Origin of the sequence: Halomonas sp. HK25, assembly GCF_047795635.1 — a bacterium.
GTDB lineage: Bacteria > Pseudomonadota > Gammaproteobacteria > Pseudomonadales > Halomonadaceae > Halomonas.
This window is the reverse complement of record NZ_CP181044.1, coordinates 4,212,775-4,226,421: the sequence shown is the minus strand read 5'-3', so window position 1 is coordinate 4,226,421 and position 13,647 is coordinate 4,212,775. Positions and strand designations below refer to the sequence as shown.

The 13,647-nt window shown below is 68.8% G+C and carries 12 protein-coding genes and 1 other RNA gene; 7 read left to right on the top strand and 6 right to left on the bottom strand.

Annotation, left to right across the window (positions count from 1 at the left end; all coding sequences use genetic code 11):
• Window positions 1-6 precede the first annotated feature (6 nt).
• Complete coding sequence (locus ACM26W_RS19855; RefSeq protein WP_416138677.1) at window positions 7-429, bottom strand: rhodanese-like domain-containing protein; 423 nt, start codon at window positions 427-429, stop codon at window positions 7-9.
• A 274-nt stretch (window positions 430-703) separates the two neighbouring features.
• Between ACM26W_RS19855 and gpmI the strand changes: the two genes are divergently transcribed.
• The 3 genes from gpmI to ACM26W_RS19840 all read left to right on the top strand — a co-directional run bounded on the left by gpmI (window position 704) and on the right by ACM26W_RS19840 (window position 4,850).
• Window positions 704-2,290 carry a 2,3-bisphosphoglycerate-independent phosphoglycerate mutase gene (gpmI, locus tag ACM26W_RS19850; protein ID WP_416138676.1) on the top strand — a complete coding sequence of 529 codons (1,587 nt, stop codon included), beginning with the start codon at window positions 704-706 and terminating at the stop codon, window positions 2,288-2,290.
• A 29-nt stretch (window positions 2,291-2,319) separates the two neighbouring features.
• Window positions 2,320-3,480 carry a murein hydrolase activator EnvC family protein gene (locus ACM26W_RS19845; protein ID WP_416138675.1) on the top strand — a complete coding sequence of 387 codons (1,161 nt, stop codon included), beginning with the start codon at window positions 2,320-2,322 and terminating at the stop codon, window positions 3,478-3,480.
• Between the two features lie 74 nt (window positions 3,481-3,554).
• The gene (locus ACM26W_RS19840) at window positions 3,555-4,850 is read left to right on the top strand and encodes a S41 family peptidase (protein WP_416138674.1); all 1,296 of its coding nucleotides are present in this window, start codon (window positions 3,555-3,557) and stop codon (window positions 4,848-4,850) included.
• A gap of 7 nt (window positions 4,851-4,857) precedes the next feature.
• On the opposite strand, the gene ACM26W_RS19835 is transcribed toward ACM26W_RS19840, so the two are convergent.
• The 4 genes from ACM26W_RS19835 to ACM26W_RS19820 all read right to left on the bottom strand — a co-directional run bounded on the left by ACM26W_RS19835 (window position 4,858) and on the right by ACM26W_RS19820 (window position 9,487).
• A complete protein-coding gene (locus ACM26W_RS19835; protein ID WP_416140930.1) occupies window positions 4,858-6,132 on the bottom strand; it encodes a UbiH/UbiF/VisC/COQ6 family ubiquinone biosynthesis hydroxylase in 1,275 nt (424 codons plus the stop codon).
• A gap of 53 nt (window positions 6,133-6,185) precedes the next feature.
• Entirely contained in the window at window positions 6,186-7,373 is a 1,188-nt protein-coding gene (gene ubiH, locus ACM26W_RS19830) for a 2-octaprenyl-6-methoxyphenyl hydroxylase (protein ID WP_416140929.1), read from the bottom strand.
• A gap of 143 nt (window positions 7,374-7,516) precedes the next feature.
• Window positions 7,517-8,854: a Xaa-Pro aminopeptidase gene (pepP, locus tag ACM26W_RS19825; protein ID WP_416138673.1), complete on the bottom strand. Its 1,338-nt coding sequence runs from the start codon at window positions 8,852-8,854 to the stop codon at window positions 7,517-7,519.
• 54 nt (window positions 8,855-8,908) lie between these two features.
• Window positions 8,909-9,487 (bottom strand): UPF0149 family protein, encoded by a 579-nt coding sequence (locus ACM26W_RS19820; RefSeq protein WP_416138672.1) that lies wholly within the window; start codon window positions 9,485-9,487, stop codon window positions 8,909-8,911.
• A gap of 175 nt (window positions 9,488-9,662) precedes the next feature.
• Between ACM26W_RS19820 and ACM26W_RS19815 the strand changes: the two genes are divergently transcribed.
• The 3 genes from ACM26W_RS19815 to ACM26W_RS19805 all read left to right on the top strand — a co-directional run bounded on the left by ACM26W_RS19815 (window position 9,663) and on the right by ACM26W_RS19805 (window position 10,883).
• Window positions 9,663-9,962: a cell division protein ZapA gene (locus ACM26W_RS19815; RefSeq protein ID WP_416138671.1), complete on the top strand. Its 300-nt coding sequence runs from the start codon at window positions 9,663-9,665 to the stop codon at window positions 9,960-9,962.
• 83 nt (window positions 9,963-10,045) lie between these two features.
• Window positions 10,046-10,230: non-coding RNA, 6S RNA (ssrS, locus tag ACM26W_RS19810), on the top strand.
• A gap of 20 nt (window positions 10,231-10,250) precedes the next feature.
• A complete protein-coding gene (locus tag ACM26W_RS19805) occupies window positions 10,251-10,883 on the top strand; it encodes a 5-formyltetrahydrofolate cyclo-ligase (RefSeq protein WP_416138670.1) in 633 nt (210 codons plus the stop codon).
• Between the two features lie 351 nt (window positions 10,884-11,234).
• On the opposite strand, the gene ilvA is transcribed toward ACM26W_RS19805, so the two are convergent.
• Entirely contained in the window at window positions 11,235-12,749 is a 1,515-nt protein-coding gene (gene ilvA / locus ACM26W_RS19800) for a threonine ammonia-lyase, biosynthetic (protein WP_416138669.1), read from the bottom strand.
• 193 nt (window positions 12,750-12,942) lie between these two features.
• Between ilvA and rpiA the strand changes: the two genes are divergently transcribed.
• Window positions 12,943-13,632: a ribose-5-phosphate isomerase RpiA gene (rpiA, locus tag ACM26W_RS19795; RefSeq protein WP_416138668.1), complete on the top strand. Its 690-nt coding sequence runs from the start codon at window positions 12,943-12,945 to the stop codon at window positions 13,630-13,632.
• Window positions 13,633-13,647: the final 15 nt, after the last annotated feature.

Below are 13,647 nucleotides of genomic sequence, written 5' to 3'. Positions count from 1 at the left end.
TCAAGGTTACTTGCGCACGACCGGCAGGCCGTCGGCCTGCCACTGCATCATGCCGCCCTTGAGCTTGAGCACGCGAGGGTAGCCGGCCTTGGCCAGCTTGGCCACGGTCATCCCCGACGTCTGGCCGGACTTGCAGACCACGATGATCGGCTTCTCCTTGACCTTCTGGAGCTCACCCTGGCGCTCGTCGATGCGGCTCTGGGGGATGTGGCGGGCCCCGGCGATATGGCCGGCCTTGAAGGCGTCGGCATCGCGGGTATCCACCACCACGGCATCCTCGCGGTTGATCAGCTGGGTGGCCTCGCTCGAGGTCACGCCGTTGGCGCTGCTGTTGCGGACCTCGTAGAGGATCCAGGCGGTCAGCACCAACAGGAAGGCGCCCACCAGCAACGGGTGGTTCTGCATGAATTCAAACAGCTGATCGATCATGGGTCCAGATAACTCTTGTCTCGGTGCACGAAGGGAAAGGCCGGGGCCATGCGGGCCCGCCGAATGAACGGCGATCAGTATACACGACGTGCCGGCGGCTGCGGCCGGCAATGACGCCCGGCGGCGCCATGCGATATCATGCCGCAATCCACCATCTGCCGCGACCCCGCCCTCTTCTCGGCCGCCCCTCGGGGCAGCTTCCCCGGCGCAGCCCCTTCGCTGCACGCCGTCCAGGGCACTGAGATGTCGCCAGCAACGCTTCGAGGACAGCCCCATGCCCCACCCCGCCAGCCAGAGCACGCCACGCCCTGTCGCCCTGATCATCCTGGACGGCTACGGCCACAACCCCGATGCCGCCCACAACGCCGTGCTGGCCGCCCGCACCCCGGTGATGGACCGCCTGCAGCAGGAGCATCCGGCGACCCTGATCCACACCGATGGCCGCCATGTGGGGCTGCCGGAGGGCCAGATGGGCAACTCCGAGGTGGGCCACATGAACCTCGGCGCCGGGCGCGTCGTCTATCAGGACTTCACCCGCATCACCAAGGCGGTCGAGGACGGCGATCTGGACATCATTGCCGCCCTGACCGCTCCCATCGATGCCGCCGTGGCGGCGGGCCGCGCGGTACACCTGCTGGGGCTGCTCTCTCCGGGCGGCGTACACAGCCATGACGACCACTTCGTCGCCATGGCCGAACTGGCCGCTCGCCGCGGCGCACAGCGCATCTACGTCCACGGTTTCCTCGACGGTCGCGACATGCCGCCCAAGAGCGCCCTGGCCTCCATCGAGCGGGCCAACCAGCGCCTCTCCGAGCTGGTCGGTGCCGACAACGGCTTCGTCGCCTCGATCATCGGCCGCTACTACGCCATGGATCGCGACAATCGCTGGGATCGCGTCGAGAAGGCCTATCGCCTGCTCACCGAGGGCGTCGGCGAGTTCGAGGCGGTGAGCGCCGAGGAGGGCCTGCGCGCCGCCTACGAGCGGGGCGAGACCGACGAGTTCGTTGCCGCCACCAGTATTCGCCCCACCGGCACCCCGGTGGTGCTGGAGGACGGCGACGCCGCCATCTTCATGAACTTCCGCGCCGACCGCGCCCGGGAGCTGACCCGCGCCTTCGTCGAGGACGCCTTCGGCGGCTTCGCGCGTCGCGCCTGCCCGCGGCTCGCCGGCGACGGCCTGGTGATGCTGACCCAGTACGCCGCCGATATTCCCGCGCCCTCGGCCTTCCCTCCGTCCGAACTGACCCACACCCTGGGCGAGGTGATGGAACAGCGCGGCCTGACCCAGCTGCGCATCGCCGAGACCGAGAAGTACGCCCACGTCACCTTCTTCTTCTCCGGCGGCCGCGAGGCCGAATACGAAGGCGAGACACGGATTCTGGTGCCCTCTCCCCAGGAGGTCAGGACCTACGACGAGAAGCCGGAGATGAGCGCCGTCGAGGTCACCGACAGGCTGGTCGCGGCCATCGAGTCCGGCGACTACGACCTGATCGTCTGCAACTACGCCAACGGCGACATGGTTGGCCACACCGGCGACTTCGACGCCGCGATGAAGGCCATCGAGACAGTGGACGGCTGCGTGGGTCGCGTGGTGGAGGCGATCGAGAAGGTGGGGGGTGCCTGCCTGGTCACCGCCGACCACGGCAACGCCGAACAGATGGTCAATCCCGACACCGGCAACCCCCAGACCGCCCACACCACCTTCGAGGTACCGCTGATCTACGTGGGCCCGCGCCCGGCCCGGCTGCAGGAAGACGGCAGCCTGTGCGATATCGCCCCGACCCTTCTCACCCTGATGGACCAGCCGGTGCCCGGGGAGATGACCGGACGGGTGCTGATCGACTTCGACGCGGCGTCCTGACCCGCCTCCTGAACAGGGCCGGTCCGCCGATGGCAAGCCCACGCCGCCTGCCCCAGCGGGCAGGCGGATTCGCTGCAGCGCTGCTGGCGATCTGCCTGGCCGCGCCGCTGGCCGCCCAGCCCAGCGAGCGGGCGGCGCGGGAGCAGCTCGACGCCATCGGCAGCGAGATCCAGGGCGCCGCGCGGCGCCTCTCTACCACGCGAGAGGCGCAGACGGAAGCCAGCCAGGGGCTGCGCCGGGTGGAGACGGCCCTGGCCGAGACCCACCGCCGCCTCGACGTCCTGCAAGGCGAGCGGAGCGAGCTCGGCGACGAGATCGTTACCCTGGAACGACGTCGCGACCTGCTGGAAGCGGAGCGCGCCGATCAGGTCGCCGCCCTGAACATCCAGCTCGACGCCCTCTACCGCTTGGGCCGAAGTCCCCAGCTCAAGCTGCTGCTCAATCAGGACGACCCCGCCCGGCTCGACCGCCTGCAGCACTACCTCAATCAGCTGGCCCGGGCCCGCAACGCGCGCCTCGATGAACTGGCCCGACTGGATGCCGCCCTGAGCGAGACCCGCGGCGAGCTCGAGGCCCGCGGCGAGCGTCTGGACGCCCTGGCCGTGGAGCTCGCCGCCCGCTCCCAAGACCTGGCCGGCCAGATGCGTGAGCGCGCCGAACTAGTGGCCGAACTCGACGGCCGCTACGCCAGCGAGCAGGCCCGCCTGGCGGAGCTGGAGCAAGACCGCGCCCAGGCCGAGCAGGTGCTGCGCCAGGTACAGGAGGAGCTGGCCCGGCTCGATCGCCCCCCTCCCTCCACCGCCATCGAGCAGACTCGTGGCGACCTGCCCTGGCCGGTGCAGGGCAGCGTCGCCTCTCGCTTCCGGGCCGGCGACGGCGTGCATCGCAACGGCATCCTGATCCAGGCCACCGAGGGCACGCCGATTCGGGCCGTGCACGCCGGCCGTGTGGTCTTCGCCGACTGGATGCGCGGCTTCGGCAACCTGCTGATCGTCGACCACGGCGACCAGGTGATGACCCTGTACGCCCACCTGCAGCACTTCGGCGTGCAGGTGGGCCAGGCGGTCTCTCGCGATGACGTGCTGGGAGCGGTGGGCACCAGCGGCGGCCACCATCGCCCGGCGCTCTACTTCGAGGTGCGGCGCGGTGGCGATCCCATCGATCCGCAGTCCTGGATCGCCTCGCGCTAATCGGCACGCTATTTCCCTGCCCGGGGCCGGCGGGCTATGCTGGACCTTCACCGTCCCGGAACAGCGGAGATCGCATGACCCCAGCGCTTCCCATGCCTGGCAGGGCCGGCCTCGCCCTTTTGCCGCGACGCCTGCTGGCCTCCCTGCTGCCCGTCGCCCTTCTGGCGCTCCCCCTTCCCGCCCTCAGCGCGGTGAATGACGACCTGCCGGTGGAGGAGATCCAGACCTTCGCCGAGGTGTTCGAGCGCATAAAACGCGCCTACGTGGAGGAGGTGGGCGACGCCACCCTGCTGCGCAACGCCATGCGCGGCATGCTCAGCGAGCTCGATCCCCACTCCGCCTACCTGGACCGCGACGAGTTCCAGAGCCTGCGCGAGTCGACCCAGGGCGAGTTCGGCGGGATCGGCATCGAGGTGGGGCTGGAGGACGGCCAGCTGACGGTAATCACCCCCATCGATGACACCCCGGCCTCCCGCGCCGGGCTCGAGGCCCGCGACCAGATCCTGCGCATCGACGACACGCCCACCGAGCGCCTGTCGCTGCAGGAGGCAGTCAACCTGATGCGCGGCGAGCCGGGCACTCGTATCGAGCTGACCGTCCTGCGTCGCGGCGAAAGCTCGCCGCGCACCGTCACCCTGACCCGCGAGGTGATCCGCACCGAGAGCGTGCGCAGCGAACTGCTGGAACCGGGCTACGGCTACCTGCGGATCAGCCAGTTCCAGAGTCGCACCGGCGACCAGGTCGGCGAGCAACTCCGCCGCCTGGAGCGTGATGCGCCGCTGAGCGGCCTGGTGCTCGACCTGCGCAACAACCCGGGCGGAGTGCTACAGGCGGCGGTAGGCGTGGCCGATGCCTTCCTCGACGATGGCCTGATCGTCTACACCGAGGGGCGCCTGGCGGACACTGAAATGCAGTTCAGCGCCACCTCCCAAACCGCCGCACCGGAGGTCCCCCTGGTGGTGCTGATCAACGGCGGCAGCGCCTCGGGGGCGGAGATCGTCGCCGGCGCCCTGCAGGACCAGCGTCGCGCGGTAGTGATGGGCACCGAGAGCTTCGGCAAGGGCTCGGTGCAGCAGATCATGCCGCTGGGCAACGGCGAGGGGCTCAAGCTCACCACGGCGCTCTACTACACCCCCAACGGCCGCTCCATCCAGGCCCAGGGTATCGAGCCCGATGTGGAGGTGGTGCGCGGCCGGGTGGAGGTGACCGAGAGCGGCCTCCAGGTGCGCGAGGCGGACCTGGAGGGGCACCTGCGTTCCCGGGAAGCCCCGAGGGAGCGCGCCGAGCTGAGTGAACGTCTTCGCGAGGACTACCAGCTCGGCGAGGCACTCAACCTGCTCAAGGCGCTCAATGTGCTGAGCCGGCGCTAGGCCGGCGTCAGCGACAGGAGGCCGGAAGCCGCCCACGTCGTCCGATCGCCTGCTGCATTATCAGGCGCTTGAGCGGGGTGAGCCTGTCCACGGCCCCCAGCCCCAGGTTACGTGCCAGCGTCAGCCCCGGGTGGCGCGAGCCAAACAGCAGGCGAAAGCCATCCATCAGCGCCAGCATGCCGGCGTTGTCACCGCGCCGGCGCCGCGTGTAGCGGGCCAGCCAGCGTTCGTCACCCAGCGCTATCCCCCGCCTCCGCGCCGCCAGCAGCTCCTCGGCCAGCACGGCCGCATCCATCAGCCCCAGGTTCACGCCCTGGCCAGCCAGCGGATGAATGCTGTGGGCGGCATCCCCGACCAGCGCCAGGCCCGGCAGTACATAGCGCTGCGCATGGCGCTGCACCAGCGGGAAGGCCACCGCCCTGTCCAGCACCGTCACCTCGCCGAGGCGATGGTCGATGGCCCCGGCCAGCTCATCGCCCAGCGCCTCGGCCGATAGCGCCTGCAGGCGCTCGGCCTCCTCCGGCGAGGTGGACCAGACGATGGAGCAGTGGTGACGCTCGCCGTCCAGGCGCAGCGGCAGGAAGGCCAGCGGACCGGTGGGCAGGAAGGCCTGGCGGGCGACATCGCCGTGGGGCCGCGCGACCTTCACCGTGGTCACCACTGCACGGTGGCCCGTGTCGCGCTGGCGGGTCTCGATGCCGGCGAGCTCGCGCAGCGGCGAACGCGCCCCGTCGGCGGCCACCACCAGGGGCGCCAGCAGCCGACGGCCATCCGCCAGGCACACGCATCGCTCCCCATCGGTGTCCGTCAGACCGGTCACCCGGGCGCCCAGCACCAGCCGCACCGACGGCAGCGCCACCAGGCGCCGCTCCAGGGCGGCCTGGGTCACGTCGTTCTCGACGATATGACCCAGCTTCGCCACCCCGGCCTGTTCGGCGGAGAAGCACACCTCACCGCTGCCCTGGGCGTCCCACACCTGCATGAAGCGGTAGGGGCTGATGCGACGGGCCGCCATCCACTCCCAGGCACCCAACCGCTCCAGCAGTCGCTGGGAGACCGGCGTCAGGGCGCTGACCCGCATGCCGGGCTGTCCGCGACCCACCACCTCGGGTTCCAGCAGCGACGCGCGGGCATCCACCAGGGCCACCTCGACGCCCGCCTCACCCAGCAGGCAGGCCAGCGCCGCCCCGACCATGCCGGCCCCGACGATCACCACCTCGGCGCGCTCCTCGAAGGCCGCCGACCGCTCGTCGCTGCCGCGCCGCTCTGCGGCCTCTGCCATCGGCCGCTGCGTGTTCGCTGCACTCATGGTCGCTTCCTCATCATGTTTTCCCTCTACCGCTCCAGACCCATGGCCCGGCGGGCCAGGCCTCTACGCAGCGGGCCGGCCAGGTTGAGGCCGATCAGCCCCGCCGCTCGGGCATGGGAGAGCAGCGCGCTGTCGATGCCGAACAGGCGCACCAGGCCATCGCTGAAGCGGATCACGTTGTGGCGATCGGCGTGGCGGCGCGCGTCGAAGTCGGCCAGCACGCCCGCGCTGCCCGGCGCCTCGCCGCGCTCCCGGCCGGCCTGCATGGCGGCCACCAGGTCCATCACGCCGCGCAGCGCCAGATTGAAGCCCTGACCCGCCACCGGGTGCAGCGAATGGGCCGCGTTGCCCAGCACCGCCAGGCCAGGGCGGGTAGTCTCGCGGGCGGTGACGAGTCTGAGCGGATAGGCATGGCGGCTGCCTACCCGGCGAAAGCGGCCGGCGCGGTCCCCGAAGGCTCGCTGCAGCTCGGCCAGGAAATCACCGTCGCTGAGCGCCAGTCGACGCTGCTCCGCCCCCAGGGGGTGCGTCCAGACCAGCTCCATGGCCTGGCCGCGCAGCGGCAGCAGGGCGATGGGTCCCTCGGTGGTGAAGCGTTCCCAGGCCTCGCCGTCATGGGGTCGGCTCAGCTCTACACTGGCGATCAATGCCACCTGATCATAGGGATGGCTGTCGCTCTCGATGCCGAGCCGCTCCTTGATCCCGGAGCGGCCGCCGTCGGCCAGCACGGTGAGCCCGGCCTCGAGGCGCCCCCCATCGGAGAGGGTAAGCCGGTGGCCGCCTGCCACCGGCACGACCTCCTCCACCCTGGCCGGGCAGTGCCAGGCAATCGGCAGCTCGGCCAGTCGACGGTGCAGCACCCGGCCCATCCAGGCATTGGGAATCACGTGCCCCAGGGCCGCCACCCCCAGCTCGTTGCTGGCGAGCCGAGTCGCGCCGAAGCGGCCACGCTCGCTGATATGGATGCGTCGAATCGGGGTGGCATGCTCGGCCATGGCCTGCCATAGCTCCATGTCGGCGAAGTGGTCCGCCGACCCCTGGGCAATGGCACTGGCCCGGGCGTCGAAGCTGGGCTGGAAGGGCGCGTCGACCATCTCGAGGAGGGGGGCGGCCTCGATCACCGCCACCGAAAGGCCGGCCCGCTCGATCAGCGGCATCAGGGCACAGGCCAGGCTGGCCCCCACCAGGCCGCCGCCGATGATGGCGACATCCACGCGCTGCGAGGCCTTGGGGCTGGCCGATGCGGCCTCTGGATCGGGAGTTCGGGGGGGGGATTGGGGTTCGATCACGGCATCTCCGAACAGGATATTTCGTAATGTAAATTACATAACGGCAATGTCGGCGATAGAAAGCACGATCAGCTGGTAGCCATCACCGCCTCTATTTCCTCCATCCGCTTGGGCACTCCGGCCGTGAGCACCTCGTGCCCCCGGACCGTTACCACCACGTCGTCCTCGATGCGGATCCCGATCCCACGGAAGGCCTCGGGGATATCGTCATCGGCGGGAATATAGAGACCCGGCTCCACGGTCAGCACCATCCCCGGCGCCAGGGGGCGCGGCTCACCCTCCTGGCGGAAGGCACCCACGTCATGGACATCCAGCCCCAGCCAGTGGGAGGTGGAGTGCAGGTAGAAGCGACGATAGCTCTCGTCATCGATGCGTGCCTGGACCTCGCCGTCGAGCAGCCCCAGGCCGATCAGCCCCTCGGTGAGACCGCGCACCACGCCTTCATGGAGTTCGATCAGGGTCACACCGGGCTTGATCGCGGCCACGGTCCGCTCCTGAACCTCCAGCACCAGAGCGTAGAGAGCCCGCTGGGCCTCGCTGAAGCGGCCGTTCACCGGGAAGGTGCGGGTGATATCCCCGGCATAGAGATCGAACTCGGCCCCGGCGTCGATCAGCACCAGATCGCCGTCTCTCAGTAGACCGCGATTCTCGATGTAGTGCAGCACACAGGCATTGGCGCCGCCACCGACGATGCTGGCGTAGGCTGGACCACTGCCGCCCTGCCAGCGGAACTCGTGCTCCAGTTCGGCCTGGAGGTGATACTCGGCAAGCCCCGGGCGAGCCGCCCGCATGGCCCGCACATGGGCCCTGGCGGAGATCTCGGCCGCATGGCGCAGCACCGCCAGCTCGGGCTCGCTCTTGATCAGGCGCGCCTCATGGAGCAGCGACGCCACATCGGCCAGCGCCTCCGGGGGGCGGGCGCCACGGCGCGCCTTGGCCATCAGGGCGGCGCGCACCTCCTCGGCGATGGCCATGGCCTCGGGGCTGTCCAGGGGCAGGTAGAGGGTCCGCCGGCCGTCCAGCAGCCCCTCGAGACACTCGTCGCGCGCGGCATTCTCGAAGGCCTGGTCCACCCCGTGCTCGCGAACGGCCCCTTCGGCCCCCAGCCGGATGCCGGTCCAGGCCTCCATCAACGGGTTGCGATCCTGACAGAACAGCACGCTCTCGCCTTCGTGCCGCCCGGGTAGCAGTAACAGCAGGGCGTCGGGCTCCGGGAAGCCGGTCAGGTAGTGGAAGTCGCTGTCCTGGCGGAAGGGAAACTCGCTGTCCCGGGAGCGGGTAACCAGCGAGGCGCCGGGCAGCAGCACGGCGCTATCCGCGGGCAGCGCCGCCATCAGCGCCAGACGCCGGGCCAGATACTCGTCGTTGCTGATGGGGACAGGGCGGGGCAGGATCTCGGGCAGCATGGAGGCTCCTCTGAATGAGTCTGGGACTGGGGATAAGCTGCAACTGGGACAGCGTCAGTGGCGGGTATCGTTCCCGGCGTCCTCGACCTGGGGCCGGCCGGGGTGCTGTTCGGTGTAGAGCAGCATGGCGGCCATGCGCACATGTTCGGTGAGCGCGAACAGATCGCCCTCGTTCTCGGCGCTCTCCTCGAGTTCGACCTCCATGGCGGCGACCCCCTCCAGATCGTCCAGGGCTTCGCGCAGGGCAGGCGACCAGGCCTCACGGGGGACCTCGCCGGTATCCCGCACCACCTCCAGGAACCCCAGGGTCCACTCCTGGAGCCCCTGAGCGCGCTCGGCCAGGGAGAAGAGGTCGTCGGGCAGCAGCGGTTCGAAGCCGAGTTCGCTGCCGGCGAGGGCGTCCAGGGCCTGGCGCCGCCAGCCCAGCAGGCGCTCGGCGGAGGGCTCATCGCGGGGCTGCTCGACGCCCAGCGCCAGGCAGACCTCCTCGAGCCATGCCTCGGCGGAGAGGTCATGCATGGCCAGGCCGGCGCACAGGCGGCCATCGAGGAAGGCCGGCGACTGCATGCTGCCATGAAGCAGAAAGAGGTCGGCGATGGTGGAGAAGTCCTGGCGTTCGTTGATCAGTGACATGAGAAGATCCGTGACGGGTGCGGGCATGAAAGGGCCTCACCGAGGGCGGCGCGTTGACCGCCCCGGAAGGGCTCTCTTATAGTGAGGTCCGAAACCTTTCCTGCCATGGATGTTAACGCATCAGGCCACCGGGGCGCGCGGCAGCGCTCCCGGCAGGCCGACCCGGAGTCTTCCGATGACCGACGCCTCGCGTCCGACCACCGAAATTACCCTGCTGGGGCGTAACTATGTCATTGCCTGCCCGCCCGACGAGCAGGACAAGCTGGAGCGCGCCGCCCGCTACCTGGATCGCGCCATGGGCGGCATCCACGCCCAGAACAACCTGCTGGGCACCGAGCGCATCGCCATCATGGCGGCTCTCAACATTACCCACGAGCTGCTCGAGGCACTGGACGCTAAGCGCGCAGGAGAAAGCAGCCTGGACGCTCTCAGCACCCGCCTGGAACGCGCCCTGGCCGATACGCCCCAGCGCTGAATGCCACGAACGGTTTCCCTGCGAGCACGCCCCGCCCCGGCATAATCCGTTGGACGGGCCGAATGGCTCTGTTAGGATGAAGAGGTTCCCTGGGGTGTTTGCCAGTCGTTATCGTCCCTCGAGCCTATGCGCAGTACCCAGGGGGCCATATGCTAGCCGGACCCGTGTGCATGTCCGCGCGTCGGAAAGCCTGACGGTTCGGCTGCGGCCACCCACCTTGAACCACTGGGTTCAAGGGCCAGAACGACAGCGGCACTCTGGGGAACCTCGTCTGCCATGACCCACCTCATGACGACATTCGCCGCACCCCTCTTTCTCGATGCCTTCGACGGCTCTCGTCAGGCCCTGCGTCGCGAGCTGCGTCGACGCCGCCGCGCCCTGACTCCACAACAGCGACAGGAAGCCAGCGAACGCCTGTGCCGCCAGCTGCGTCGCCTGCCCGACGTCCAGCGCGCCCGGCGCGTCGCGCTCTACCTGCCCAACGACGGCGAGATCGATCCCACACCGCTGATCGACTGGCTGCGCCGTCGCAGCGCCCGCGTCCACCTTCCGGTGCTCCGGCCGCTTTCCCGCAACCGGCTGTGGTTCGTCCACTATCACGCCGATACGCCCATGGCAACCAACCGCTTCGGCATCCCGGAGCCCGAAACGCGCCATGGCGCCCATCGCGCCCGACGCCTGCCCGCCTGGGCCCTGGACCTCATTCTGCTGCCCCTGGTGGGCTTCGACGAACAGGGTCAGCGCATGGGCATGGGCGGCGGCTTCTACGACCGCAGCCTGGCTTTCACGCGCCGGCCCGGCCCTCGGCCACGGCTGATCGGCCTGGCCCACGAGTGTCAGCGGGTCGAGGCGCTGCCGGTGGAGCCCTGGGACGTACCGCTGGATGCCATCGTCAGCGATGCCCGGGTCGTGCGTCCCTGACACCTTCGCCCGCCACGACTCCCACGCAAACGGGGCGATGCCTCTCGGCATCGCCCCGTTTGCTGTCGGTCTCTGATCATGGTGCTGTCGGCCGCAGTTCCTGGCTCAACTGCCCGCCAGCGCCTGGGCGTAACCGGTTGCCACCACGCCGATACCGAACAGCAGTACCAGTGCCATGACCAGATCGGGCTTGCGCTTCATCATCGACTCCGTAGGGGGGGAGAACTGGCCGAGACTATAGGGCCATTCCCGGTTCTCGACAACCACCCCTCCCCAACGCTTACAGACTGAAACACACGGCAGGCGGGGCGCACGGCGCGAGTCAGCGCTTACCCCGCCCGGGAAGGCCGATCAAGCCATGAACAGTCGATAGGCGGCGTTGTCGGTTTCCTTCCAGTAGCGATAGCCGATCTCGTCGAAGTGCTCCTCGACGTGGGAGCGGTCGCCGTTGGGGATCTGCATGCCCACCAGCACCCGGCCGTAGGCGGCCCCATGGTTGCGGTAATGGAACAGCGAGATGTTCCAGTCGTGAGGCAGGTGGGTGAGGAAGTTCATCAGCGCCCCCGGGCGTTCCGGAAACTCGAAGCGGTAGACCTCCTCGTCGAAGTGCTCCCTGGGGCGACCACCGCCCAGGTGACGGATATGCAGCTTGGCCAGCTCATTGTCGGTGAGGTCCTCCACCGGATAGTCGGCCTCCCTCAGCCGGTCGATCACCGCCTGGCGATCCTCGCCTCCCGGCTTGACCTGGACGCCGACGAAGATATGGGCGTTCTCCGGGTCCGCGTAGCGGTAGTTGAACTCGGTGACCATGCGCTTGCCGATGATCTTGCAGAACTTCTTGAAGCTGCCCGGCTTCTCGGGAATGGTCACGGCGATGATCGCCTCGCGCTGCTCGCCCAGTTCGGTGCGCTCGGCGATGTGCTGCAGACGATCGAAGTTGGTGTTGGCGCCGGAGTTGATGCACAGCAGAGTCTGTCCTTCGGCGCCGGTCTGCTGGATGTACTTCTTGAGACCCGCCAGCGACAGCGCACCGGAGGTCTCCGCGACCGCCCGGGTATCCTCGAAGATATCCTTCACCGCGGCACACATCTCGTCGGTGTTGACGGTGATCACATCGTCGATCAGGTCACGGATGATGGAGAAGGGCACCTTGCCGATCTGCGCCACCGCCACGCCCTCGGCGAACACCCCGACCTGCTCCAGGGTGACCCGCTTGCCCGCCTCCATGGCCGCCTTGAGGCAGGCGCTGTCCTCGGATTCGACACCGATCACCTTGATGTCCGGGCGCAGGTACTTCACATAGGCCGCCACCCCGGCGATCAGCCCACCGCCGCCCACCGGCACGAAGATGGCATCCAGGCGGCCCGCGTGCTGGCGAAGGATCTCCACGGCCACCGTGCCCTGGCCGGCGATGACGTCGATATCGTCAAAGGGGGGGATATAGGTGTAACCGTGCTCCTTGATCAGCTCCTGGGCGTGCTCGGCGGCCGCAGCGAAGGCATCGCCCTTGAGCACCACCTTCGCCCCGCGTGCGCGCACCGCCTGGACCTTGATCTCCGGCGTGATGCGCGGCATCACGATCACGGCCTTGACACCCATCAGCTTGGCCGCCATGGCCAGGCCCTGGGCATGGTTGCCGGCAGACGCCGCGATGACACCCTTGGCCTTTTCGGTCTCACTAAGCTGGGCCATCTTGTTGTAGGCCCCGCGAATCTTGAAGGAGTAGACCGGCTGGAGATCCTCGCGCTTGATCAGGATGGTGTTGTTGAAGCGGCGGGAGAGGAAGGGGGCCGGGGAGATCGGCGTTTCCCGGGCGGCTTCGTAGACCCGGGCCTGGAGAATCTTCTTGACGGTAGCTTCGAGCATCCTGATATCCCAGAGGCGTGGCGCGAGGGGCCGCGGCGCCCTTTGCTGCGCCGCAGAGAACCCCTATTGGTAGCATCCCGGCCGGCATGGCGTCCAGCGGGCAACATCGGCAGACGGGCCCGGCTGGCCTATAATGGCGCCGGTTTACTGCCCCATCATAATGTCCCAACCTGCAACCACCGGAGAGCAACCCATGACCCAGGACGGCCTATCCCAGGATCAGCTGAAGGACGCCGTGGCCGCAGCCGCCATCGACGAGATCAAGCCCTGGCTCGAGCGCGACACCGTGCTCGGCATCGGTACCGGCTCCACCGCCAATCGGTTCATCGATCGACTGGCCAGGCTGCGCGACGACTTCAAGGGGGCCGTGGCCAGCTCCGAGGCCAGCGCCGAGCGGCTGCGCGGCCACGGTGTCGAGGTGTTCGAGCTCAACAGCGTGGGCACCGTGCCCTTCTATATCGACGGCGCCGATGAAGTGAACGCTCACTTGCACATGATCAAGGGCGGCGGCGCGGCCCTCACCCGGGAGAAGATCGTCGCGGCCTGCGCCGACAGGTTCATCTGCATCGCCGACGCCTCCAAGCGAGTCGAACGGCTGGGCGAGTTCCCGCTGCCGGTAGAGGTGATCCCCATGGCGCGCTCCTACGTGGCCCGTGAGCTGGTCAAGCTGGGCGCCGACCCGGTCTACCGCGAGGGGGTGGTCACCGACAACGGCAACCAGATCATCGACTGCTTCGAGTTCATGATCGACGACCCGGTGGCCATGGAGGCCAGAATCAACGCCATCGTCGGGGTGGTCACCAATGGCCTGTTCGCCGCCCGCGGCGCCGACGTGCTGCTGCTGGGTGCCGAGCAGGGCGTGGAACGCCTCACCCGCGCCTGACACCATTCGCCGACG